This window comes from Kocuria kalidii (genome assembly GCF_044462225.1).
GTDB classification, from domain to species: Bacteria; Actinomycetota; Actinomycetes; order Actinomycetales; family Micrococcaceae; genus Kocuria; species Kocuria kalidii.
In genome coordinates, this window is sequence record NZ_JBISWJ010000003.1 from 21,513 (window position 1) to 44,220 (window position 22,708).

The following is a 22,708-nucleotide window of genomic DNA, read 5'->3' on the forward strand; positions in this document are numbered from 1 at the left end:
GTCCCCGCCGGGGGCCGCACGGCCCGCCCCAGGCCGTGGGATAGCCTGGACCCATGCGAATTGCCAGGTTCACGGTCGACAACGAGATCCACTTCGGCGCGGTCCGGGGTGCCCCCGGCGAGGAGACCGTCACGGTCCTCGCGGGCGACCCCTTCTACACCGGGATCAACCCCACCGAGCAGCACCACGCGATCGCCGACGTCCGCCTCCTGGCCCCGGTGATCCCGCGGTCCAAGATCGTGTGCGTCGGCCGCAACTACGCCGACCACGCGGCGGAGATGGGCAACGAACTGCCCACCTCCCCGATGCTGTTCCTCAAGCCCAACACGTCCGTGGCCGGTCCCGGCGACCCCGTGACCCTGCCCGCGTGGACCGAGCAGGTCTCCTACGAGGCGGAGCTCGCCGTCGTGATCGGGCGGATGTGCAAGGACGTCCCGGTGGAGCGCGTGCCCGAGGTGGTGTTCGGCTACACCGCCGCCAACGACCTCACCGGACGCGACGTGCAGCGGACCGACGGCCAGTGGGCCCGTGCCAAGGGCTTCGACGGCGCCTGCCCGCTGGGACCGTGGATCGAGACGGACCTCGACACCTCGGCCCTCGCGGTGCGCAGCCGCGTCAACGGCGAGACCAAGCAGGACGGCAGCACCCGGGACATGGTCTTCGACGTCCCGTTCCTCGTCTCCTACATCTCCCAGGCGTTCACGCTGCTGCCCGGCGACGTCATCCTCACCGGGACGCCCGCCGGCGTCGGCATCGTGGACGAGGGCGACCGGATCGAGGTGGAGGTCGAGGGCGTCGGCGTCCTGCCGACCGTCCTGCGCCGCTGACCCGGCGGCTTCCCCGGCCCCTCCGCGCGAGCGCGGTGCCCGGCTCCGCCACGACCCGGCGGCACGACCCAGCGTCACGATCCAGCAGCACGACCCAGACCCCGACCCGGATCCACGAGAGAGCCATGACTGCAGAGCCCGTTCCCCCGGCCACCGTCCCCACCGCGCCCGTTCGCGTGCGCTTCTGCCCCTCGCCGACGGGCACCCCGCACGTGGGGCTCATCCGCACCGCGCTGTTCAACTGGGCCCACGCCCGGCACACGGGCGGGACGATGGTGTTCCGCGTCGAGGACACGGACACCCAGCGGGACTCCGAGGAGAGCTACCAGCAGCTCCTCGAGGCGCTGGCGTGGCTCGGCATCGACTGGGACGAGGGCGTGGAGACCGGCGGCCCGCACGCCCCGTACCGGCAGTCCCAGCGCCTGGACGTCTACCGGGACGTCGCCGCCCGGCTGCGGGAGCACGGGGCGGTCTACGAGGCCTACTCCACTCCGGAGGAGGTCGAGGCCCGGCACCGGGCGGCCGGCCGCGACCCCAAGCTCGGCTACGACAACTACGACCGCGATCTGACCGCCGAGCAGATCGCGGCGTTCCGGTCCGAGGGCCGTGAGCCGGTGCTGCGGCTGCGGATGCCGGACGAGGACATCGTGGTCCACGACATGATCCGCGGCGAGATCGTGTTCAGGGCCGGGTCCATCCCGGACTACGTCGTGGTGCGCGCCAACGGCCAGCCGCTCTACACGCTGACCAACCCCGTGGACGACGCCCTGATGGAGATCACCCACGTGCTGCGCGGCGAGGACCTGCTGTCCTCGACACCGCGCCAGATCGCCCTGTTCCGTGTCCTCGTGGAGATCGGCTTCGCGAAGTACGTGCCCGAGTACGGTCACCTGCCCTACGTGATGGGCGAGGGCAACAAGAAGCTGTCGAAGCGGGACCCAGAATCGAGCCTCTTCCACCTCCGGGACAGCGGCTTCGTCCCCGAGGGCCTGCTGAACTATTTGGCCCTGCTGGGCTGGTCCCTGTCCGCGGACGAGGACGTCTTCACGGTGGAGCAGCTCGTGGCGCACTTCGACGTCCACGACGTCCTGGCGAACCCGGCCCGGTTCGACCTCAAGAAGGCCACCGCGATCAACGGCACCCACGTCCGCCGGCTCGAGCCGGACGACTTCCGCGACCGGCTCGTCCCGTACCTGCAGGCCGCCGGGGTGCTGGGGGAGACCGTGGACGCGCGCCGGCAGGAGATCCTCGACCGGGCCGCTCCGCTGGTCCAGGAACGGATGAACCTGCTCGGCGAGGCGCCCGAGCTGCTGTCCTTCCTCTTCCTCGGCGACGACGAGATCGAGGTCGCCGACGACGCCCGCAAGCAGCTCAAGGACTCCGCCGGCGACGTCCTCGAGGCGGCGCTCGGCGCCCTGGAACCGCTCGAGGACTGGAGCGCGCCCGCGCTGGAGGCCGCGCTGCGCGAGGCGATCGTGGACGGCCTGGGCATCAAGCCGCGGCTGGCCTTCGGCCCCGTCCGCACCGCCGTCTCCGGCCGGAGGATCTCCCCGCCGCTGTTCGAGTCCCTCGAGATCCTCGGCAAGGACTCGTCCCTGCACCGCCTGCGAGCGCTCGCCGCCGAGCTCGGCTGAGCACTCTTCCCCGCTCCGCTGGGCACCCTGCTCCGCTGCGCACCCGCCCGGTCCGGCCGGGTTCCCGCACCGCCGGTGGCGGCGGTCCGTGGCCGCCGCGGCGGCCACGGACCGTCGTCGTGGACGTCATGCGGGCGCGACCGGGTCCCTCCGGCGTAATCTGGGCACCGGGGGTGATCACCATGGACTGGAGCGACGACCGGATCGACGAGCTGCGCCGGGGGCGTCCGCAGCACCGGAACCCGGTGCAGCGGGACACCATCACCTGGTTGCGCACGGGCGCCGAGACGAGTGGCGAGCATGCTCTGCTGCACGTGGAGGTGGAACCCGGGGGAGAGGTGATCCCCCACTACCACCGCCGGTTCGGGCTGCGCCTGCACGTCCTGGAGGGCGTGCTGCGGACCCAGGTGGGACACGTGGTGCGGGACCTCGGTGCCGGCGGCGAGGTCGACGTGCCGGAGGAGCACCTGTTCCGCTGGAAGAACCCGTCCGGGCAGCCGGCGCGCTTCGTCGTGGAGGTGCGTCCCGCCCACGAAGGCTTCGAGAAGGGCCTGGTCGCCCTGTACGGGCTGGCCCGGGACGGACGAGCCCGTCGGGACGGCCGGCCGAGGAGCCTGTTGCGCACGGCCCTGCTGATCCAGTGGACGGACATCAACCTGCCGGGACTCTACCGCTGGCTGGGGCCGCTGGTCCGGGCACTGGCCGGCATCGCCCGCCGCCGGGGCCTCGACCGGGAGCTCGAGGACCGCTACTGCGGGTGACGCCGATTTGCCGCTCCGCCGGAAGGCCGGTATAGTTCTTTTGCGTTGCGCCGGTCGGAGCGGGAAACCGACGGACCGACGCGGACAGTGGGATATGGTGTAATTGGCAACACTACGGTTTCTGGTACCGTCATTCTAGGTTCGAGTCCTGGTATCCCAGCGCTGCTCCCTCGGAACAGTAGGGCCCCATCGTATAGCGGCCTAGTACGCCGCCCTCTCACGGCGGTAACGCGGGTTCGAATCCCGCTGGGGTCACCACCGCAGAAGAACCCCCGGACCGCACGGTCCGGGGGTTCTTCGCGTACCCGGCCACGGTCATCCGGGGCGCTGCGTCGTCCGCACGGTGGTCGGGGCGGTCTCCTGGAGCTGGTACAGTGTACGAGGCCGGTGGCGGGAATCCGCCGACCGGACCGGCTCGGCCCCATCGTATAGCGGCCTAGTACGCCGCCCTCTCACGGCGGTAACGCGGGTTCGAATCCCGCTGGGGTCACCGCACAGGACGTCCCCCGGACCGCACGGTCCGGGGGACGTCCCCGTTCCGGCGCCCGGACACGTGCCTCCCGGACATCACGCGGCCGGCTCGTGGGTCGGTCCGCCCCAGGGGCCCGCGATCGCGAGGGTGAACCCCGGTTGCTGGATGTTGACGAACAGGATCTCGCCGTTCCGGGAGAACGTGGTGCCGCAGAACTCGGACTCGTTGTAGTCGTTGCGCGCGAGGGCGTAGGCGCGTCCCCGATCGGTCACCCCGACGAGGTGGCTGGTCCCGTCACCGTCCTCGGCGAGCATCAGTCCGCCCTGGGGCGAGATCGTGATGTTGTCCGGCCGCTCGAAGCGCATCTCCAGGTCCGGGTCCTCCCTGACCCCGAAGAGCACGGTCAGTGTGACGGTCTCGGAGACGGGATCGTAGAACCACACCTGGCCGTTGTGGTCGTGCAGTGCCTCGTGGGCGTCGCCGTCCTTCCCCGATCCGTCCGGAAGGTCCGCATAGCTGGAGACGAAGTAGACCCCGTCGTCACCCCACCACTGCCCTTCGAGCTTGTGGGCGCGGGTGATGGCATCGTCGCTCAACTGCCGGCGCACCGACCTGTCCTGACCGTCGCGGTCGGGGACGTCGATCCACCGGACGTCGTAGCGGGTCCCCACGCTCGTCGCCTCGGACAGGTCCCGCACGACCGTCCCCTCCTCGGAGCACCGCATGGCCTGCAGCCGGCCGGCGACGTCACCGCCCGTCGCCTCCGCGAGTTCGCGCAGCGCGCCCCGGCCCGGGACGAACCCCGGCGGAGGAGTCCAGCGGAAGTAGAGACCGCTGGGGCCGCCGGCGTCCTCGGTCAGATAGATCCGGGTGGTCGACGGGTCGACGGCCACGGCCTCGTGCGAGAAGCGCCCCAGGAACCTCAGGGGGACCGGGGACCTGCCGAGGTTGGCGCCGCGGCTGTCCGGGTCCACCTCGAACACGTAGCCGTGGTCCTTGGTGCAGCCGTCCTCGCCGGCCCGCGCGCTCGTCTCCTCGCAGCTCAACCACGTTCCCCAGGGGGTGACGCCGCCGGCGCAGTTGTTGACCGTCCCGGCCAGCGACGTGTACTGCGACACTCGGCGGCCCGCCGCGTCGACGACCAGGGTGGACGTGCCGCCGGAAGCCCCCGGGTCGTAGGTGAGTCCGTCGACCGTGGGGACCGCGTGCGGCTCCGAGCCGTTGTTCTCGTGATTGCAGATCAGGATGCTGCCGCCCCCGGGGCCGTCGAAGACACCCATGCCGTCCGGGTCGGACGGGTGCGACCCGTCGGAGGTCGGGGTCTCGCCGGACCGGGCCAGCACCGTGTAGGAGAAGCCGCGCGGCAGGGCGAGGATGCCGTCGGGGTCCTCGAGCAGCCGGCCGTAGCCGACGGCCGCACGGGTCGTGGGGTGCTCGACGCGGCCGCACGACGTCAGACCGCCGAGACCGGCGACCGCGAGGCCCAGGGCGCCGGCGCCGAGGAAGCCCCGGCGGGACAGGGGAGATGACATGGACCGGTTCCTCGGACGGGGCGGTGGCCGGCACGGCGCGACCGTTCTGCCCTGACCAGCCTAGTGACGGCCGGCCCGGCGGGGAACCGGTGACGTCGGGTGACGGGGGCCGTGTTAAGCGCCGGTCACTAAGCACGCTTACATTGTGTTCGTGCGACTGCTACCTTGGCAGGACCGTCGCCGGGGCCGACCCGGCCAAAAACCACCGGTGGGAGAGCGGGGCCGCACATCGTGCCCGGACCGTGCATACCTGGCGCCGGTACCCGGTGGACGACGGCCACCGGGCCACCTCGCGGGACGAAGGAGAGCACCATGGACGAGAGCTACGACGTGGTCGTCGTCGGCGGCGGACCGGCGGGCCTCGCGGGCGCCCTGTGCCTGGCCCGTGCCCGGCGCACGGTGCTCGTGGTGGACGCCGGCAACCCCCGCAACGACCCTGCCGAGCACGTGCACGACTACCTCGGCCGGGACGGTGACGCCCCCGGTGCGCTGCTCGCCGACGGCCGTGCCGAGGTCGCCGGCTACGGGGCCGACATCGTGGACGGCACCGTCGTCTCCGCGCGGGTCGACGACGACGACGCCGTCGACGGCCGGTTCGTCCTGGCCCTCGGCGACGGTCGGTCCGTGCGGGCACGGCGGGTGCTGATCACGACCGGTCTGACCGACGAGCTCCCCGACGTCCCCGGCCTGGCGCGGCGGTGGGGCCACGACGTCGTCCACTGTCCGTACTGCCACGGCTGGGAGTGGCGGGATCTGCCGCTGGCCGTGCTGGGCACGGGTCCCACGGCCGTGCAGCAGGCACAGCTGTTCCGGCAGTGGAGCGACGACGTGACGTTCGTCCAGCACACGGCCCCTGACCCGGACGACGAGGAGCGTGAGCAGCTGGCGGCTCTCGGCGTCGCGTGCGTGGCGGGCGAGGTGTCGGAGGTGCAGGTGACCGAGGACCGGATCACCGGACTGCGCCTGGCCTCCGGTGGGGTCGTGCCGTGCCGCGCCGTGGTCGTCGTGCCGCGCTTCACCGTCCGGTCCGGTCTCATCGACTCCCTCGGCCTGGGCACGGCCCAGGAGGAGGAGAAGGGCCATGTCGTCGGCAGCTACGTGCCCTCGGCGCCCACGGGAGGCACGGACGTGCCGGGGCTCTACGTGGCGGGCAACGTCACGGACCTCCACGCCCAGGTTCTCGCCGCGGCGGCCGCCGGGCTCAAGACCGGCACGGCCATCAACACCGACCTGCTGGCCGAGGACCTCGGCCGTGCCCTCGCCGTGCACCGGGGGAGCTGACGGGCAGGTCCGCCGCGTCGTCACCGCCGGCGTGCCGCGGCAGTGCGCCGGGTCGGGCGTCGTCATCCGGGGCCACCTGCCGGCACGGGGCCCTGCGGTGCGCCCGGTCCCGTCGGCCGGTTCCCCGGGACCGGGCTGCGCCGGGCCGGAGCCGCCGGCCCGGAGTGCACCCAGAAGGGTGAGCACCCGGGCCGGGTGCTGTCCGGGCCGGCGCGCCGGACTCAGAGCAGCGAGGCGTTCAGCGTGATGTCCACGGACAGGGCCTGCGAGACCGGGCAGCCTGTCTTGGCCTCCTCGGCGATGCGGTCGAAGTCCTCCGCGGAGATGTTCTCGACCTGTGCCTCGACGGTGAGCCCGATCGCCGTGATGCCCTCGCCGGCCACGAAGGTGACTTCGGCGGAGGAGTCCAGCCGGGTCGGCGGGGTGTCGTTCTGCGCGAGCATGTTGGACAGCGCCATGGAGTAGCAGGTGGCGTGCGCGGAGGCCAGGAGCTCCTCGGGACTCGTCCTGGGACCGGCGCCGTCCTCCGCGCGCGTGCTCCAGTCGACGTCGAAGGGGCCCAGGCCCGAGCCGTTGAGGCTGGTGCTGCCCGATCCGGTGAAGAGATCGCCGGTCCAGACGGTGCTGGCCCTGCTGACGACGGGTTTCGGCATGGTTCCTCCTGAGGTCCACGGCGGGCGGGCGATCCACCTGCCGGCGCCGGTCGGCGCTGCTGTCACGCTAGCGGATGCTGGGAGGGGTGCGTCCTCCCGGGGGCGTGTTTCCGCGGTCAGCGTGACGGGGGGCCGGGGGCAGCCGTCCCCCCGGGCCCCGCCGCCCGCAGGACTACCGAGAGGTGTCCGGGCCGCGCGGCGAACCCCGGTCGGCGACCGCCCGGGTCGTCGCGTGCGCGGCCATGGACACGACCCGCTCCAGCGGTCCCCGCCCGAAGGCGTGCCGCCAGGCGAGGGCCACGAGGGCGGAGACGACGAGGCAGGCCACGAACCAGAGCAGGGGGCTGCCGTAGTGGACCTCGGTGGAGAGCAGGACCAGCTGGCCCGAGTACAGCGTGAGCGTCATCGCACCCATGGCCGTGAGGGGCAGCAGCCACTTGCCGAACTCGCGGGCGGCGAGCAGGAAGGCGGCGAGCACGGCGAGGCTCACGCCCAGGCTCCAGGCGACCGAGAGGGTCGTGTTGGTGTGCGGGGCGGAGAGGACCTGCCACCACAGGGTGGTGGTGGGCAGCGGTCCGTAGGCGCCGAAGACGATGATGTGGTCGAGATCCGCCCGGGTCAGCGTCACGATGCTGTACAGCAGGACGTTGTAGCCGTCCAGGCCGTAGAGGAGCACCCAGGAGACGAGTTTGGCGAGGGCCGCGAGTCCGAGGCCAGCGGCCAGGAGCCGGGTCTGCAGGCGCAGGCTCTTCAGGTTGAGCCGGCCGAGTGCCAGTCCGGCGAGCACGTACGCCATGTACGTCACGGCCGGGTACGTGCCGGTCAGCGTCAGCTGCCAGAACAGCGCGACCGGCTCGGTGACCACGTGCGCGAAGGTCGGATTGGCGGAGGTGTGCTCGGGCACCATGTCGCCCAGCCAATGGATCAGGAGAGGTCCGGCGAGCAGGAAGGCGCCCGCGCACAGGAGCAGGGTCCGCGCCCGCAGGGCCAGGAACGGCAGCGCGAGCAGGAAGAACAGTCCGTAGTGGACGAGGATGTTGACGGCCGGAGGGACCTCCGGCATCAGGTAGCCGATCGTCAGGCCGACCGCCATGATCAGCAGGGCCCGCACGACGATCCCGGCACGGTCGGCGGTCAGGTCCCGGCCCTTGCGGGGTCTGCGGCCGCCGGTGGAGAAGGCGAGCCCCACGCCCGCCAGCAGGGCGAACAGCGCCGCGGAGTCCCCGGCGAACAGCAGCCAGGACAGCGTGGGCCGGTCGTTCTCGGGGTAGGAGTCGGGCAGGAAGTGGACGGCTGTCAGACCGACGAGAGCCAGGCCGCGCGCGGCGTCGACGGCGACCAGCCGTCCGGCCGACCGGCGGGGGTCGAACCCGCCCGTGGTCTCCGCGGCCCGGTCTCTCGTGGGGTGGTCGTCCATGTGTCCCGCCGTCCTGTTCCTCATCCCCGGCCCCGCCGTGCGGCGGTGCTCCGGATGTCGTGTGCACTGCCGACAATCTTCGCATCCGCGCCGGTCGCCGGGGCAACGTTGCGCCCGACGACCTGCTGCACCACCCGGTGCGCGGGAGCCCGCTGTTCATCCGGCGGCCGGGGGACCGGGCGCCGGCCGCCGGCCGGACCGCGAGCGGACCGCGGGCACGGGTGGTGCGCCGGCTCAAGATTTGACGAAGATCCGCCCCCGGAGGCCGGCTCGGCGGTCCGGGCGGGTGCGGCGGGGAGAGACTGGGGGCATGGACATCCGTGTCGACGACGACGACTCCATCCGGCCGGCCGGGCGGGTGCTGGTGGTGGACGACGAGAAGGCACTCGCGGCGATGGTCGCGTCCTACCTGGTGCGGGCCGGCTACGAGGTCGCCCAGGAGCACACCGGTCCCGGCGCCGTGGCGGCCGTCCGGACGGAGCGGCCCGACGTCGTGGTCCTGGACCTGGGCCTGCCCGGGCTGGACGGGATCGAGGTGTGCCGGCGGATCCGGTCGTCCTCCGAGTGCTACGTGCTGATGCTGACGGCGCGGGGCGACGAGGAGGACAGGCTCGCCGGCCTGGCGGTCGGTGCCGACGACTACATCGTCAAGCCGTTCAGCGTGCGGGAGCTCGTGGCCCGGGTGCAGGCGGTCATGCGGCGCCCCCGCACCGGGGGCGCCCCGGTGCGTCCCGAGGCGCCGCGCGTGTACGGCGACCTCGAGGTGGACGTCGCCGGCCGTCAGGTGCGGGTGGGCGGGGCGCCGGTGGCCCTGACCCGCACCGAGTTCGACCTGCTGGCCGCCCTGGCCGTGCGTCCGCACGAGGCGATGTCCCGCCGGCGCCTCATCGACGTCGTGTGGGACCCGGCCTGGGTGGGTGACGAGCACATCGTGGACGTCCACATCGGTCACGTGCGCCGCAAGATCGGCGACGACCCCGCGGACCCCCGCTGGGTCGACACCGTGCGCGGCGTCGGCTATCGCATGGTGCGGCGGTGAGAGCGCCGCGCGCACGCGGTCTGGCCGCGCGCTTCCTGCTGGCCCAGCTGCTCGTGGTGGTCGCGGGCGTGCTCGCCGCGGCGGTCGTGGCCTCCGTGGCGGGTCCGCCGCTGTTCCACGAGCACCTGCTGCGGGCGGGCGTGGAACCGGGGTCCTCCCAGCTCGTCCACGTGGAGCGGGCCTACCGCGACGCCAGTCTCTGGACGCTCGGGGTCGCCCTGCTGACGGCGCTGCTCTGCGCGTCCGCCGTGTCGGCCTCCTTCGCCCGCCGGCTCCGGCGCCCGCTCACGGAGCTCACCCGTGCGGCCGAGGACATGGCCGGCGGCCGCTACGGGACCCGGGTCCCGCCGATGGGAGCCGGTGCGGAGGCCGACGCCCTCGCGGAGTCCTTCAACACGATGGCCGCCCGGCTCGAGCGCACCGAGGACGTCCGGCGGCGGATGCTCTCCGACCTCGCCCACGAGCTGCGCACGCCGGTCGCCGTGCTGGCGGTGTACCTCGAGGGCCTCGAGGACGGCGTCGCCGAGTTCGACGGAGCCGTCGGCGCCGTCATGGGCGAGCAGCTCGCCCGGCTCACCCGGCTGGTCGAGGACATCGACGACGTCTCCCGTGCCGAGGAGGGGCGCATGGTCCTCGAGCGCGAGCCCGTCCCCGTGCTCGGGCTGCTCCGTTCGTCCGCCGACGCCGTGCGGGAGGCCTACGCCGACAAGGGCGTGTCCCTGCGCGTCGAGGCGGACCCCGCCGGACGGGCCGGTGACGCGGGGACGGTGCTCGTGGACCGGCAGCGCATGGGGCAGGTGCTGGGCAACCTCCTCTCCAACGCCCTGCGGCACACCCCCTCCGGCGGGACGGTGGAGCTCGCCGCGTCCGCGGACCCCGCCGGGGACGTGCTCATCCGGGTCGCCGACACGGGTGAGGGCATGGCGCCGGAGCAGCTCCCGCACGTCTTCGAACGCTTCTACCGCGGGGACACCGCCCGGGACCGCGACCACGGGGGCTCCGGCATCGGCCTGACCATCTCCCGCGCCCTCGTCGAGGCCCACGGGGGCACGCTGACGGCCGCCTCGCCCGGTCCCGGCGGGGGATCGGTGTTCCAGCTGGTGGTGCCCGGGGCCGAGGCCCACCCGGCCGGACCGGCCCGGAGCGCGGCCGCGCCACCGGACGGCACGTCCACCACCCAGCACGCCAGCCACTCCACCGTCCGCCCCACTGCCCACCCCACTGCTCGCCCGACCACCTGAGGAGCTCCGCATGACCCGCCCCACCACTCTCTCCGCGCTCGCCCTGTGCACCGCCCTCGCGCTCGCCGGCTGCACCACCGGGCAGGAGTCCGACGGCGCCGCCTCGGACAGCGCGAGCCCCGCCGCCCCCGTCACCGACAGTGCGAGCCCTGCTGCCCCCGCCACGGCGGCGCAGGCCTCCGGCGCCGCCGCGGAGATCGCGGCAGAGCACAACGACGCGGACGTGATGTTCGCGCAGATGATGATCCCGCACCACGAGCAGGCCGTGCAGCTGAGCGAGATCCTGCTGGGCAAGGACCTCGTGCCCGGCGAGGTGCGCGACCTCGCCGAGCGGGTCGTCGACACGCAGCAGCCCGAGATGGAGCAGATGCGCGCCATGCTCGCCGCGTGGGACGCCCCGGCCACCCCGGACGCCGCCGCGGCGGAGCACGGCGGCCACGGCACCGGCATGGTCGATGAGCAGGGCATGAACCAGCTCCGGGAGGCGGAGGAGGGCCTCGAGGCCGCTGAGCTGTACCTGGAGCAGATGACCGTCCACCACGAGGGAGCGATCGACATGGCCCGGGACCAGGCCGAGGACGGGACGAATCCGCAGGCGCTCGAGCTGGCTCGGCAGATCGTGGCGGCCCAGGAGGCGGAGATCGCCGAGATGGACACCATGCGTCGGGAGCTGGGCGGATCATGATGTGGGGCGACGGCATGGGCGGGGGCATGGGCTGGATGTGGCTTTTCTGGCTCCTGCTGGTCGTGGGCACGGTCGTCGTGGTGCTCGTGCTCGTGCAGGCGGCGACCCGTGGCCGGGACGGGCGGACCGGACGGGGCGGGACCGCCGCGCCGCCGACGGAACCGGGTCCGCGCCGGTCCCGGGAGATCCTCGAGGAGCGCTACGCCCGCGGGGAGATCAGCATCGAGGAGTACCGCGAGCGGCTGCGAAACCTGGAGGAGGGCGGACGGTGAGTCCGCCGACCCGCCGCAGGCTGCCGGCCCCGGGCGCGGCCGGCGGGCCCGGTCGGCCCGGCGGCACCCCGGTGCTACGCTCCCAGGTGAGCAGGGATCCCCCCGCGACGGCGGAAGGACCTGCCACCGCGCCCGTCCGCACCGATCCAGTCCGTCCCGGATGGTGGTGATCACCGTTTCCCCGCACCCGACCCCCGCAGGGTCCGCCGGTCCCACTCGCACCTTCGGCGTGGAGGAGGAGCTTCTCCTCGTGGACGCCGCCACACTGGCGACGGCCGCTGCCGGCGAGGACGCCGTGCGCGCGCACGCCGCAGATCACTCCTCCGGCCCGGCACCGGCCCACCAGGTCACCACGGAACTGCAGCAGGAGCAGATCGAGGTCGCGGGCCCTCCGCTGACCGGTCTCGCCGATCAGGTCGCCGCGATCCGGCGGGGCCGCGAACTGGCCGACACCGCCGCCCGCGCCGTGGGTGCGCGGGCCGTCGCCCTCGCCTCGCCGGTCGCGGCGGGCCGGGCCCACGTCGTGCCCACGCCTCGCTTCCGGTGGCTCCAGCGGCGCTTCGGCCTGATCGCCGCCGAGCAGCTGACCTGCGGCCTCCACGTCCACGTGGGCGTCGGCAGCCGCGAGGAAGGCGTGGCCGTGCTCGACCGCATCCGCGCGTGGCTGCCCGTGCTCCTCGCGCTGAGCGCCAACTCCCCGTTCTGGTACGGCCAGGACACCGGTTTCAGCAGCTTCCGGTACCAGGCCTGGGTGCGGTGGCCCACCACCGGTCCGAACGAGGTCTTCGGCTCGGCCGCGGAGCACGACCGGCAGCGCGAGGCCCTGCTGCGCACCGGGGTGCCCCTGGACCCCGGCATGCTCTACTTCGACGCCCGGCTCTCCGCCCGCTACCCCACGGTCGAGGTCCGGATCGCCGACGTGTGCCTGGACGCGGAGCAGGCCGGAGTGCTGGCAGCCCTCGCCAGGGCGCTGGTCGAGACCGCCGCGCGGCAGTGGCGGGCGGACCTCCCGCCCCCGACGGTGAGCGCGGCGCAGCTGCGGGCCTGGTCCTGGCAGGCCAGCATGGCCGGTGTCGAGGACGCCCTGATCAGCCCTTCCACCGGCGGCCCCGCCCCGGCCCGGGAGGTCGTGGCCGAGCTGCTCGCCCTGGTGCGCCCCGTGCTCGCGGAGTGGGGCGAGACCGAGCGCCTGGAGACGGTGGTGGACGCCGTCCTGCGGGACGGATCCGGCGCCCGGTGGCAGCGCGAGGCCTTCGCCGCGCGGCAGGACCCGCGCGACGTCGTCCGCATGGCCCTCGAGGCGACCCACCGGTGAGGGTCCGGCCGCACCCCGGACTGGCGCGGCGGCGTCTGGAGGCCGGAGCGCACACGGTGGACGTGCGGGGGACCTTCGCGCCGACCCCCGGGGCGGCCCCGGTGCTGCTCGTGCACGGCCTCGGGATGTCCGGGGAGTACTTCCTGCGCCTCGCGGCGGCACTCGCGGCCACCCACGACGTGTACGCCCTCGACCTGCCGGGCTACGGGACCGCTCCCCGGCCGGCCCGCCCGCTGGACGTGCCCGAGCTCGGCGGCGTGGTCGCGGCGACCGTGCGGGCGCTGGGACTGGAGGCGCCCGTCGTCGCGGGCCACTCGATGGGCTGCCAGGTCGTCGTGGACACGGTCAAGGACCATCCGGGACTGTGCTCCGGCTACGTCCTGGTCGGTCCGACCGTGGACCCCGGCGCACGCGGTCCCCTCGGTCTCGGGTGGCGGTTGCTGCGGGACACCCTGCGCGAACCCCCGCGGACCAACGCCCTCGTCGTCCGCGACTACCTCCGGATGGGACCCCTCCGCTATCTGCGCACGGTCCGGCACATGCTGCACGACCGGATCGAGGAGGACATCAGGGGCTGTGCCTCCCCCGGTCTGGTCGTGCGCGGCGCCCACGACCTCATCGCCCGGCAGGACTGGGCGCTCCGGCTGGCCCGGGCCGCCCCCGACGCCCGTTTCCTGGAGATCCCCGGCGCGCCGCACAACGTCCAGCACACGCACCCGGAGGAGCTCGCGGCGGCGTGCGCACCCTTCCTCGCGGCCTGCCGGCCCGGTCCCCGTGCGGGAGGCCCGCGGTGATCCCGCCCCGGCTGCGCGAGGCGGGGGCGGATCTCGCCGCGTGGGGCCTGGACTACGCCTATGCGCTCCGGTGGCAGCTCGCCGGGTTCCTCGGCCGCTGGGACCCCGCCCACTACCGGGGCCCGTCGGAGCCGGGCAGACCGCCGGTCGTGCTGATCCCCGGGATCTACGAGTCGTGGACCTTCATGCTCCCGGTGGCCGGGCTGCTGCGGGAGCACGGCCACGACGTCCACGTGGTCGAGGACCTCAGGTTCAACACCGGGACCATCGAGGAGATGGCGGCGCTGGTCGACGCCCACATCCGCGGGGAGGGGCTGGAGCGCTGCGTGCTGGTGGCGCACAGCAAGGGCGGTCTCATCGGCAAGTACCTCCTGGCCCACCACAACGAGCGGACCGTGATCCACGGCCTCGTCGCCGTCCACACCCCCTTCACCGGCTCCGAGCTCGCGCGCCTGCTGCCCCTGCCGGCGCTGCGGGTGTTCCTGCCGCACTCCCCGGAGCTCACCGCGCTGACGACCAACCGGGAGGTCGACCGGCGCATCGTGTCCGTCTACGGCCGGTTCGACCCCCACATCCCGGGCGGCAGCCGGCTCGAGGGGGCGCGCAACGTCCGGCTCGGCACGCGCGGGCACTTCCGGCCCCTGAGCGATCCCCGCGTGCACGCGGCGATCCTGGAGGCGATCGGCACGTTCGTCCGCTGAGTCCCTCCCGTGCCCGGGGCACTCGGTCCTGATCCGGCCTGGTCCGTCCTGACCGGTCCGTCGGGGCGTCGGAGGCGCCTGCTACTCTCACGCCACCGGCCGCGCCTGCGGCGGGGCTCCGGAGGCGGGGACGGCCGACGACGTCGGAGGGACGGGTGGGGACCGTGGTCGATCTGGGACTGACGCCCTTCCAGGGCTGGGAAGTGGTGTCCTGGGCGCTGCTCGGCGCCGCCGCGGTGTGGGCCACGACGCGGGGCGTCCGCTGGCTCGTGGCCCGCTACGCGCAGAACACCCGGTGGGGGCGCCGGAGCCGCACCCGGCTCGGACTGCGCCGGGCCCGTGACGGGCTGCTCGAACGCCATGCCGCCGGAGAGCTCACCGAGGAGGAGTACCGGGAGCGGCTGCGGCTGCTCGAGCAGGAGGGCCGCCCCGGCCCGTGAGCGGACGGCGGCCGGGCCGGATGCGCGGACGGGGCTGACGAACGGCAAGCAGGCTGACAGACTGGACGCGTCCGGATCTCGCCGCACCGGCGGGACGACGCCCTGTGACGACGAGGAGAGCACCCATGTCCGAGAAGCCCAACCCCATCGAGCTGCAGAAGCACCTCAGCGGCCTGGACTACCCGGTCGGCAAGGACGAGATCGTGCAGAAGGCCCAGTCCTCCGGCGCGGACGACTCGGTCCTCGAGGCGCTGCGGAACCTCCCGGACCAGCAGTACGAGAAGCCCACGCACGTCACCGAGGCCGTCTTCGGCGAGTAGTCCGCGCACGGCCCGCCTGCCCGGGCGGCGAGCGCGGCACGGCGGCGGCCCTCGTGCCGCGGGGTCCGCCGCCGGGCCGCGGGCTTCACCGAATCTTCAGGACCGCGGGGTTCACCCGGTGGAACCAAAAGGTTACTGTCGGTCGTGTGCGGCGCGGCCGGCCCCGCGTCCGAGCCGACACCGCAGAACGAGCGGCCGGTGGCACCCGGCCGACGATCGGACGAAGGAGCGACATCATGACCCACGTGACCTCGATGCTCGACACCTACCCGAAGGACCTGGGGAACATCGACCAGCAGAAGCTGGCCGAGTGCATCGCGGCGTGCTTCGAGTGCGCCCAGACCTGCACCGCCTGCGCCGACGCCTGTCTGGCGGAGGACACGGTCGCGGAGCTGACCACGTGCATCCGCAAGAACCTCGACTGCGCGGACGTCTGCGCGACCACCGGCAACGTGCTCTCGCGGCAGACCGGCAACAACGCCGACGTCACCCGCGCGGTGCTCGAGGCCTGCCGGACCGCCTGCAGGGCCTGCGGCGACGAGTGCGGGGAGCACGCGAGCATGCACGAGCACTGCCGGGTCTGCGCCGAGGCCTGCCGCCGCTGCGAGCAGGCCTGCGCCGACCTCCTCGCCGTCCTCGGCTGAGCGCGACGGCGCAGCGCGAGGGGCCGGTCCGTCGGACNCCGGCCCCTCGCGCTCCGCCCACGTCGCCCGGGCGCCCGCTTAGGCAGGCCTCCGCCGGTCGTCGTCGCCCAGGGCCTCGATGCCCCGGATGTCCTCGAGCGCGGTCCCGTCGCCGTACTTGCCCGACGTGATGACGCTGAGCTTGCCGTTGGTCTCGAGCACGACCGCCGCCACCTGGGAGAGGTCGCCCGTGCCCTGCATGCGCACGGCCTGGCGCAGCTCCGACTCGGTGAGCCGGTTGCGGTGCAGGGCGTCGTAGCGGATCTCGCCGTGCGCGAGCAGCAGGGCGGGCCGCGAGGTGAAGAGCCCCCGCACCCGCGGCCACCGGGTCGAGACCCAGGCCACGAGCATCTGCAGCCCGGCCAGGAGCGCGAACGCCGTGACGCCCTCCGCCCAGGACACGTCGGTGTTGAGGAAGACGGTCGCCAGCGTGGAGCCCAGGGCCACGGTCACGATGAAGTCGAAGACGTTGAGCTGCGCGAGGGTGCGCTTGCCGGAGATCCGGAGGCACACGATCAGCGCGGCGTAGGCCGCGGCGCCGACCAGGACGATGCGCATGACCTGGGGCCAGCCGTCAAACCACACGACGACCACCTCCCGGACGGGGGACGGGGACGGTGCGGGATGCGCTCATGGGACGATCTCCTCTTGTCGTTTCCGCGCCCGCTCCCGGTGCCGGAGCCAGGCGCTCAGGGGGGCGGTGGACAGGCCGTGGATCAGCACGGACAGGGTGATGGCCAGGGTGGTGTGGGCGAGGACGTCGGGATTTCCGGTGCGCCGCTCGGCGAGGGCGGCGTAGAACAGCGCGGAGATGCCGATCGGCCCGAACCAGCTCAGGAAGAACGTCTCGGAGCGGTCGTGGACGCCGCGCAGCAGCGGGCGGAGGGCCCACAGGGCGACGAGGCGGCGCAGCAGCAGCGCGGCACCGAGGACCACGGGCGGCGCCCAGCCCAGCCGCGCCCACTCGGCGACCGGGAGCGCCAGGCCGAGGAGGACGAACACGGGGAGCAGGAACAGCCGGGCCACGGCGTCGTGGACCTTGTCCTCCTGTGCCTCGTCCCGCTGGGGGATGACCTGCCCGAAGACGGCGACGGCCACGAAGACGGCCAGGAGCGAGTCGGTGCCCAGGAGCCCGCCGGCACCCAGCACGACCAGGGCCAGCGGTACCACGAACGCCAGGTAGGAGCTGTCCTCCATGAGGCCGTGCTCCCGCACGAGCACGAAGAGCCGGCCCAGCAGGTATCCGCTCAGCGCGCCGAAGGCCGCGGCGCCCAGCACCTCCCGGAGCAGGACCGTGGCCAGCAGCTCGTGCCACGCCCGGTCCGGCTCCGTCAGCAGCAGCACCGGCAGCAGGACGAAGAGATAGGCGAGTCCGTCGTTGATCCCGCTCTCGGCCGAGAGGTTGTGCCGGACCCGCCCGGGGATCCGCTCCTCGGCCAGGGACCCGGTGACGACCGGGGTGGTGACCACCGGGTCGGTCGGGGTGATGACCGCCCCGACGAGCAGCGCCACGAGGAAGGGTGCCCCCAGCCCCCACCAGAGCACCCCGGTGGCCACGACGAGCATGAGCGCCATGCCGAGACCGATGACCACCGCGATCCAGCGCGCTCCGCTCCGCCAGTAGCCGTGCGGCAGGCGCAGCGCGACCCCGGCCAGTCCCACGGCCAGGGTGACGCGTGCGGCCTGCTCCAGCAGGGTGCCCGGGGGTGCCCCGAAGTCCTCCGTCCGCAGCAGGCCCAGGACGTGGGGCCCGATCAGCACCCCGAAGCCCAGGCAGAGCAGCGGACCGGGCAGGCTCGCCCGCTGCAGGACGGTGGAGAACGCCGCGAACACCAGCAGGGCCCCGGCGAACAGCGCCAGCACCAGGTCGATGTCCATGCGTGTCCTTCCGCTGCTGGCCGGGGAGAGCGGTGCCCGTCCGGCAGGCGCCCGACCCCACCGTAACCCTGCTGACGGTCCTGCGGGCAAGACCGGGGCGGCCCGCCCGGGAGACGGTAGGGTCGCCCGGAGAAACCGGTCACCGACAGGAACGGAACGACGACGTGGACGTGCTGCTGACACTGCTGGGAATCGCGGTCGTCGTGATCGGCCTGTGGGACATGTACCACAGCCTGCTGCACCCCAGTGGCACGGGCGCCATCGGCGGCAGGGTGCAGTCGGGCGTCTGGTGGATCTCCCGGCGCACCGGGCACCGCTTCGGATCCGCCGTGGGCCCGGGGTCGATGGTCACGGTGGTCGTCCTGTGGGTGGTGCTGCAGGGGGTCGGCTGGGCCCTGGTCTACCTGCCGCACGTCCCCGAGGGGTTCACCTACTCGCCGGGGGTGGACCCGCTGAACTACCCCGACCCCGTCGACGCCCTCTACATCTCGCTCGTCACCCTGGCGACCCTGGGCTTCGGGGACGTCGTGGCCACCGACCCCTGGATCCGGCTGGCCACCCCCCTGGAGGCGCTGACGGGGTTCGCCCTGCTCACGGCCGCCCTGACCTGGTTCACCCAGATCTATCCGCCCCTGTCCCGCCGCCGGTCGCTGGCCCTCGAGCTGAAGTTCCTCGCCGAGGTCGACTACGCCGCGGGCATCGCCCAGGAGGACCCGGTGACGGCCACGCGCGTGCTCGACGGCCTGGCCGCGGAGGTGGCCAAGGCCCGGATCGACTTCACCCAGCACGGCGAGACGTACTACTTCCAGGAGGAGGACCCGAGTCTGTCGCTGGCCCGGCACCTGTCCTACGCGCTCGAGCTGCGCGACCGGGCCGCCGGGGCGTCCTCACCTCGGGTGCGGACGAGCGCCCGGCGCCTGGGCCTGGCCCTCGAGCAGCTCGGCGCCACGCTGCGCGAGGACTTCGTCGTCTCAGGGGAGGGCCCCGAGGAGGTCTTCGCGGCCTATGCGGCGGACCACCTGCGGGACACCGGCCGCTGACCGGAGCCGGGACGGGGCCCGAGCGGGTCCACGGCAGGACGCGCGTGCCGGGGCGGCCTCGGCCTCGGACCTGCCCCTCCCGGCCGTGCCGGCGGGTGGACCGCGGCGCACCCCGGATCGAGCCCGTCCGCAGCGTGCTCCCCGCCGGGGGCGCCGACGCCTCCCGGCGCGGCCGGGAGGGGCAGGTCCGCGGCGGCGGCGCCGACCGCGTGGAGTGCGCCCATGGCCCTGCGCCGCGTAGGTGCACAGCAGGCTTACTGGCACAATGGCTGTGTGACCGACCAGACGGAGACCCTGAGCGCCCTCGAGGACGCGCGGGCGCTGCTCGCGGCCTCGAGCCTGCCGCTGTCCACGAGCAACGTGCTGCACGAGCGGGAGGACATCGACCGCGCCGTCGCCCAGCTCGACGACTACGTGCTGCCGAGGGTCCGCTCCCTCGACGCCCCGCTGCTCGCGGTGGTCGGCGGGTCCACGGGCGCCGGCAAGTCGACCCTGGTCAACGCGGTCGTGGGGCACCCGGTGACCCGCGCGGGGGCGATCCGCCCGACCACCCGCCAACCCATCCTGATCCACCACCCGCGCGACGCCGAGGCGTTCTCGACGCAGCGGGTGCTCCCGCACCTGAGCCGGATCCACGCGCGGAAGGTCACCCCCGCCGGCTCGACCGCAGCGGACACCGCCTCCCCGTCCGCGCTGCCCGGGACCGCGGACGGCCAGGCGCTGGTGCTGCTGGCCGAGCCGCGCATCCCCGAGGGCGTCGCGCTGCTCGACGCCCCGGACGTCGACTCGATCTCGGACGAGAACCGCCGGCTCGCCGGACAGCTGCTCGCCGCCGCCGACCTGTGGCTTTTCGTGACGACCGCCAACCGCTACGCCGACGCCGTGCCGTGGCGGCTGCTCGTCGAGGCCGCCCAGCGCGACATCACCGTGGCCGTGGTCCTCGACCGGGTCCCGCCCGGGCTCGAGGCCGAGATCGAGGAGGACCTCCGGCGGATGCTCGCGGAGCAGGGACTCGGTGACGCCCCCGTCTTCACGGTCCCGGAGTTCCCCCTCAACGAGACGGGCATGCTCCCGCCGCACGTCGTGGCACCCGTCGTGGACTTCCTCGCCGAGCTCGGGAGCAACGCGGCCTCCCGCTCGGAGATCGCCCGCCGGACCCTGGGCGGTGCGGTGCGCTCCATCGCGGAGCGCACCGGTGCGGCCGCGACCGCGGTGCTCTCGCAGCAGCGCGTCGAGGCGCAGCTGCGCAACGACGTGGACCGCGCCTTCGACGAGGCGCTCTCCGCCGTCATCGACTCGACCCGCGACGGGACCCTGCTGCGCGGGGAGGTCCTCGCCCGCTGGCAGGACTTCGTGGGCACCGGCGAGTTCTTCCGCAACCTCGAGGCCGGGATCGGGCGGATGCGGGACCGGCTCACCGCCTTCTTCAGCGGACGGCCGGCGCCCGAGGTCCAGGTCGAGGAGGCCATCGAGACCGGGCTGCAGACCGTCATCGTCGAGGAGGCCGCGCGCGCCTCGGAGACCGCGGAGCGCCGCTGGCAGGACGAGCCCGCGGGCCGCGTCCTGCTCGGCGGGTCCGACCTCGGCTCCCTGCCCCCCGACTTCCGCGAGCGCACGGCCGAGCAGGTGCGGGCCTGGCAGGGCGACCTCATGGAGCTGATCCAGCGCGAGGGCGCGGACAAGCGCACCAAGGCCAGGATCATGTCCCTGGGCGTCAACGCGCTCACCGTGATCCTCATGATCGGCGTGTTCTCCATGACGGGCGGTCTCACCGGGCTCGAGGTCGGCATCGCCGGCGGGTCCGGCGTGGTGGGCACCAAGCTGCTCGAGGCCGTCTTCGGGGAGGACGCCGTGCGGCGGATGGCCGAGGACGCCCGGAAGAACCTGGAGTCCCGCATCTCCACGCTGATGGACCAGCAGGCGTCCGTGTTCCTGCGGCGCCTCGACGTCCTGGACGGGCACCCGGAGGCGAACGAGCTGGAGGCCGCCGCCGAGCGCATCCGCGCGGCGGGCCGGCCGCTGGGGGACGGGCGGTGAGCCCCGCCCGCCAGCCGCCCCCGACCCTCTCCGCACGGCTGACCGCCCTCGCGCGAGCCACGGAACTGGCCTCCGGCCGGCTGGACGAGGAGGCCGTGGCGGCGTCGCGCACCGTGCTGGACCGAGCGGCCGAGCGGCGCTCCCTGTCCGCCGACCACACCGTGGTCGGCTTCTTCGGGGCGACCGGCTCCGGGAAGTCCAGCCTCTTCAACGCGGTCGTCGGACGGGACATCGCCCGCGCCGCCGCCCGCCGCCCCACGACCGCGGAGCCGCTGGCGGCGGTCTGGGGCGAGGCGGGCAGCGAGGCCCTGCTGGACTGGCTCGACGTCTCGCAGCGCCACCACCTCGACACGCCCCTGCCCGCCGCCCACGACGACACCGGCCGGTGGACGCGCGTCCGGGAGCGGTTGACGGGCGGGCCCGCCCCGGAGGGGCCCGGCGGGCTGATCCTCCTCGACCTGCCGGACTTCGACTCCGTGAGCCTGCACCACCGCACCATCGTCCAGCGCCTGGTCGGCATGGTCGACGTCGTGGTGTGGGTCGTGGACCCGCAGAAGTACGCCGACGCCGTCATCCACCAGGACTTCATCGCACCGCTGGCCCGGCACGGGGCTGTGACCATGGTGGTCATGAACCAGGTGGACCGGCTGCCGCCTGCGGAGGTCCCCGCCGTGATGGCGTCCCTCGAGGAGCTCGTGGCCCAGGACGGGCTGCCCACCACGGGGCTCTCCCGGCCCGTGGCCGTCTCGGCCGTGACGGGGGAGGGCGTCGACGCCCTCAGGGGCCGGATCCGCCAGATGGCGGACTCCAAGGCGGCGGCCGGCGCCCGGCTCGACGCCGACGTCACCGACGCCGCCGAGCGGCTCGCCGAGGCCTCCGGGGACGGTGCGCCGGCCGGGATCACCGAGGACGCGCAGGAGCGGCTCACGGACGGCCTGGCGCAGGCCGCCAACGTCCCCGGCATCGCCCGGGCCGCCGGGAAGTCCTACGCCCTGCACGCCGCCGGGCACACCGGGTGGATCGCCACCCGGTGGCTGCTGAGGTTCCGCAAGGACCCGATGCGGCGGCTGAACCTCGACCGCGGCGAGACCGTGAACCCGGAGATCAACCGCACGTCCCTGCCGCCCATGGGGGCCGCCCAGCGTGCGGCCGCGGACTCCGCGGTGCGCACGTTCGCCCACGACGCCGCGGCCGGGGCCGCCGAGCCCTGGACCCGCTCGGTGCGCCAGGCCGCGCGCACCCACGAGCAGCGGCTCCCGGACGCGATCGACCAGGCCGTGGCCCGCACCGACTTCCGGGCGCGGAAGAACTCCTGGTGGTGGCTCGTCCTCGACGCCGTCCAGTGGATCGCGATGCTCGCGGTGGTCGCGGGTCTCGTGTGGCTCCTGGGGATGTTCCTGCTCGAGTGGTTCCAGATCCCCGTCCCGCCGCCCCCCTACGTCGAGGGCTTCCCGCTGCCCGTGCCCACGCTGCTCGTCCTCGCAGGGGTGGTGCTCGGCCTCTTCGTGGCCCTGACCGGACGGATCCTGGCCGGCTTCGGGGCCAGGATGCGGGAGCGCTCCGTGCGGCGCCGGCTGCGCACGTCGGTGGGCGAGGCGGGGCGGCGCACCGTCGTCGAGCCCGTGCGCGCGGAGCTCGACGCCTTCACCGCCTTCCGGGAGTCGCTGGCGGCGCTGCGACGCTGAG

22 protein-coding genes and 3 tRNA genes are annotated in these 22,708 nt (G+C 73.8%); 20 read left to right on the plus strand and 5 right to left on the minus strand.

Features of this window, described 5'->3' with window-relative positions:
* The first annotated feature begins 53 nt into the window (after positions 1-53).
* The 6 genes from ACH9D3_RS00130 (at position 54) to ACH9D3_RS00155 (ending at position 3,712) form a co-directional block, all read left to right on the plus strand.
* Positions 54-827, plus strand: a complete 774-nt coding sequence (locus ACH9D3_RS00130; RefSeq protein WP_396400656.1) for a fumarylacetoacetate hydrolase family protein — start codon at positions 54-56, stop codon at positions 825-827.
* A 125-nt stretch (positions 828-952) separates the two neighbouring features.
* A complete protein-coding gene (gene gltX / locus ACH9D3_RS00135; RefSeq protein WP_396400655.1) occupies positions 953-2,461 on the plus strand; it encodes a glutamate--tRNA ligase in 1,509 nt (502 codons plus the stop codon).
* A 182-nt stretch (positions 2,462-2,643) separates the two neighbouring features.
* The gene (locus ACH9D3_RS00140; RefSeq protein ID WP_396409404.1) at positions 2,644-3,222 is read left to right on the plus strand and encodes a cupin domain-containing protein; all 579 of its coding nucleotides are present in this window, start codon (positions 2,644-2,646) and stop codon (positions 3,220-3,222) included.
* 88 nt (positions 3,223-3,310) lie between these two features.
* Positions 3,311-3,382, plus strand: a tRNA-Gln gene (locus ACH9D3_RS00145).
* Positions 3,383-3,404: 22 nt separating this feature from the next.
* Positions 3,405-3,480: transfer RNA gene (locus ACH9D3_RS00150), tRNA-Glu, on the plus strand.
* A gap of 159 nt (positions 3,481-3,639) precedes the next feature.
* Positions 3,640-3,712 (plus strand) — tRNA-Glu (locus ACH9D3_RS00155).
* A 77-nt stretch (positions 3,713-3,789) separates the two neighbouring features.
* Here the strand turns inward: ACH9D3_RS00155 and ACH9D3_RS00160 are convergent.
* Complete coding sequence (locus ACH9D3_RS00160) at positions 3,790-5,226, minus strand: alkaline phosphatase PhoX (RefSeq protein ID WP_396409405.1); 1,437 nt, start codon at positions 5,224-5,226, stop codon at positions 3,790-3,792.
* Between the two features lie 312 nt (positions 5,227-5,538).
* Between ACH9D3_RS00160 and ACH9D3_RS00165 the strand changes: the two genes are divergently transcribed.
* Positions 5,539-6,507, plus strand: coding sequence for an FAD-dependent oxidoreductase (locus ACH9D3_RS00165; protein WP_396409406.1), 969 nt, complete (start codon positions 5,539-5,541; stop codon positions 6,505-6,507).
* A 221-nt stretch (positions 6,508-6,728) separates the two neighbouring features.
* Here the strand turns inward: ACH9D3_RS00165 and ACH9D3_RS00170 are convergent, their stop codons facing one another.
* Together ACH9D3_RS00170 and ACH9D3_RS00175 are read right to left on the minus strand one after the other, a co-directional pair.
* The gene (locus ACH9D3_RS00170; protein WP_396409407.1) at positions 6,729-7,160 is read right to left on the minus strand and encodes an OsmC family peroxiredoxin; all 432 of its coding nucleotides are present in this window, start codon (positions 7,158-7,160) and stop codon (positions 6,729-6,731) included.
* Between the two features lie 172 nt (positions 7,161-7,332).
* Positions 7,333-8,577: a heparan-alpha-glucosaminide N-acetyltransferase domain-containing protein gene (locus ACH9D3_RS00175; protein ID WP_396409408.1), complete on the minus strand. Its 1,245-nt coding sequence runs from the start codon at positions 8,575-8,577 to the stop codon at positions 7,333-7,335.
* Positions 8,578-8,887: 310 nt separating this feature from the next.
* Here ACH9D3_RS00175 and ACH9D3_RS00180 point away from each other — a divergent pair, with 310 nt between their 5' ends.
* From ACH9D3_RS00180 to ACH9D3_RS00225, 10 genes are all read left to right on the plus strand, one after another.
* Positions 8,888-9,616, plus strand: coding sequence for a response regulator (locus ACH9D3_RS00180; protein ID WP_396409409.1), 729 nt, complete (start codon positions 8,888-8,890; stop codon positions 9,614-9,616).
* Positions 9,613-10,857 carry an ATP-binding protein gene (locus ACH9D3_RS00185; RefSeq protein WP_396409410.1) on the plus strand — a complete coding sequence of 415 codons (1,245 nt, stop codon included), beginning with the start codon at positions 9,613-9,615 and terminating at the stop codon, positions 10,855-10,857. Before ACH9D3_RS00180 ends, ACH9D3_RS00185 begins: the two co-directional genes overlap by 4 nt.
* 10 nt (positions 10,858-10,867) lie before the next feature.
* Positions 10,868-11,542 (plus strand): DUF305 domain-containing protein, encoded by a 675-nt coding sequence (locus ACH9D3_RS00190; RefSeq protein WP_396409411.1) that lies wholly within the window; start codon positions 10,868-10,870, stop codon positions 11,540-11,542.
* Positions 11,539-11,814 carry an SHOCT domain-containing protein gene (locus tag ACH9D3_RS00195; protein WP_396409412.1) on the plus strand — a complete coding sequence of 92 codons (276 nt, stop codon included), beginning with the start codon at positions 11,539-11,541 and terminating at the stop codon, positions 11,812-11,814. The genes ACH9D3_RS00190 and ACH9D3_RS00195 overlap by 4 nt, the downstream gene beginning before the upstream one ends.
* Before the next feature lie 160 nt (positions 11,815-11,974).
* Positions 11,975-13,129 carry a glutamate--cysteine ligase gene (locus tag ACH9D3_RS00200; RefSeq protein ID WP_396409413.1) on the plus strand — a complete coding sequence of 385 codons (1,155 nt, stop codon included), beginning with the start codon at positions 11,975-11,977 and terminating at the stop codon, positions 13,127-13,129.
* Positions 13,130-13,191: 62 nt separating this feature from the next.
* Complete coding sequence (locus ACH9D3_RS00205) at positions 13,192-13,923, plus strand: alpha/beta fold hydrolase (protein WP_396409414.1); 732 nt, start codon at positions 13,192-13,194, stop codon at positions 13,921-13,923.
* Positions 13,866-14,624 carry an esterase/lipase family protein gene (locus ACH9D3_RS00210; protein WP_396409415.1) on the plus strand — a complete coding sequence of 253 codons (759 nt, stop codon included), beginning with the start codon at positions 13,866-13,868 and terminating at the stop codon, positions 14,622-14,624. The genes ACH9D3_RS00205 and ACH9D3_RS00210 overlap by 58 nt, the downstream gene beginning before the upstream one ends.
* A 164-nt stretch (positions 14,625-14,788) precedes the next feature.
* Positions 14,789-15,064 carry an SHOCT domain-containing protein gene (locus ACH9D3_RS00215; RefSeq protein WP_396400642.1) on the plus strand — a complete coding sequence of 92 codons (276 nt, stop codon included), beginning with the start codon at positions 14,789-14,791 and terminating at the stop codon, positions 15,062-15,064.
* Between the two features lie 125 nt (positions 15,065-15,189).
* Positions 15,190-15,384, plus strand: coding sequence for a DUF2795 domain-containing protein (locus ACH9D3_RS00220; protein ID WP_396409416.1), 195 nt, complete (start codon positions 15,190-15,192; stop codon positions 15,382-15,384).
* Between the two features lie 236 nt (positions 15,385-15,620).
* Entirely contained in the window at positions 15,621-16,028 is a 408-nt protein-coding gene (locus tag ACH9D3_RS00225; protein WP_396409417.1) for a four-helix bundle copper-binding protein, read from the plus strand.
* Between the two features lie 78 nt (positions 16,029-16,106).
* Here the strand turns inward: ACH9D3_RS00225 and ACH9D3_RS00230 are convergent, their stop codons facing one another.
* Both ACH9D3_RS00230 and ACH9D3_RS00235 read right to left on the minus strand, forming a co-directional pair.
* Positions 16,107-16,652 (minus strand): DUF421 domain-containing protein, encoded by a 546-nt coding sequence (locus ACH9D3_RS00230; RefSeq protein WP_396400639.1) that lies wholly within the window; start codon positions 16,650-16,652, stop codon positions 16,107-16,109.
* A 45-nt stretch (positions 16,653-16,697) separates the two neighbouring features.
* Positions 16,698-17,945 (minus strand): cation:proton antiporter domain-containing protein, encoded by a 1,248-nt coding sequence (locus ACH9D3_RS00235; protein WP_396409418.1) that lies wholly within the window; start codon positions 17,943-17,945, stop codon positions 16,698-16,700.
* Positions 17,946-18,115: 170 nt separating this feature from the next.
* On the opposite strand from ACH9D3_RS00235, the gene ACH9D3_RS00240 reads away from it, so the two are divergent.
* The 3 genes from ACH9D3_RS00240 (at position 18,116) to ACH9D3_RS00250 (ending at position 22,707) form a co-directional block, all read left to right on the plus strand.
* Complete coding sequence (locus ACH9D3_RS00240) at positions 18,116-18,985, plus strand: ion channel (protein WP_396409419.1); 870 nt, start codon at positions 18,116-18,118, stop codon at positions 18,983-18,985.
* Between the two features lie 273 nt (positions 18,986-19,258).
* Positions 19,259-21,022, plus strand: coding sequence for a dynamin family protein (locus tag ACH9D3_RS00245; protein WP_396409420.1), 1,764 nt, complete (start codon positions 19,259-19,261; stop codon positions 21,020-21,022).
* The gene (locus ACH9D3_RS00250) at positions 21,019-22,707 is read left to right on the plus strand and encodes a dynamin family protein (protein ID WP_396409421.1); all 1,689 of its coding nucleotides are present in this window, start codon (positions 21,019-21,021) and stop codon (positions 22,705-22,707) included. Before ACH9D3_RS00245 ends, ACH9D3_RS00250 begins: the two co-directional genes overlap by 4 nt.
* The last annotated feature ends 1 nt before the right edge of the window (position 22,708 follow it).

Bases quoted from the DNA above. Each gene is read 5' to 3' on its own strand.
- ACH9D3_RS00130 (WP_396400656.1), top strand. From the start codon at position 54: ATGCGAATTGCCAGGTTCACGGTCGACAACGAGATCCACTTCGGCGCG.
- gltX (WP_396400655.1), top strand. From the start codon at position 953: ATGACTGCAGAGCCCGTTCCCCCGGCCACCGTCCCCACCGCGCCCGTT.
- ACH9D3_RS00140 (WP_396409404.1), top strand. From the start codon at position 2,644: ATGGACTGGAGCGACGACCGGATCGACGAGCTGCGCCGGGGGCGTCCG.
- ACH9D3_RS00160 (WP_396409405.1), bottom strand. From the start codon at position 5,226: ATGTCATCTCCCCTGTCCCGCCGGGGCTTCCTCGGCGCCGGCGCCCTG.
- ACH9D3_RS00165 (WP_396409406.1), top strand. From the start codon at position 5,539: ATGGACGAGAGCTACGACGTGGTCGTCGTCGGCGGCGGACCGGCGGGC.
- ACH9D3_RS00170 (WP_396409407.1), bottom strand. From the start codon at position 7,160: ATGCCGAAACCCGTCGTCAGCAGGGCCAGCACCGTCTGGACCGGCGAT.
- ACH9D3_RS00175 (WP_396409408.1), bottom strand. From the start codon at position 8,577: ATGGACGACCACCCCACGAGAGACCGGGCCGCGGAGACCACGGGCGGG.
- ACH9D3_RS00180 (WP_396409409.1), top strand. From the start codon at position 8,888: ATGGACATCCGTGTCGACGACGACGACTCCATCCGGCCGGCCGGGCGG.
- ACH9D3_RS00190 (WP_396409411.1), top strand. From the start codon at position 10,868: ATGACCCGCCCCACCACTCTCTCCGCGCTCGCCCTGTGCACCGCCCTC.
- ACH9D3_RS00195 (WP_396409412.1), top strand. From the start codon at position 11,539: ATGATGTGGGGCGACGGCATGGGCGGGGGCATGGGCTGGATGTGGCTT.
- ACH9D3_RS00200 (WP_396409413.1), top strand. From the start codon at position 11,975: ATGGTGGTGATCACCGTTTCCCCGCACCCGACCCCCGCAGGGTCCGCC.
- ACH9D3_RS00220 (WP_396409416.1), top strand. From the start codon at position 15,190: ATGTCCGAGAAGCCCAACCCCATCGAGCTGCAGAAGCACCTCAGCGGC.
- ACH9D3_RS00225 (WP_396409417.1), top strand. From the start codon at position 15,621: ATGACCCACGTGACCTCGATGCTCGACACCTACCCGAAGGACCTGGGG.
- ACH9D3_RS00235 (WP_396409418.1), bottom strand. From the start codon at position 17,945: ATGGACATCGACCTGGTGCTGGCGCTGTTCGCCGGGGCCCTGCTGGTG.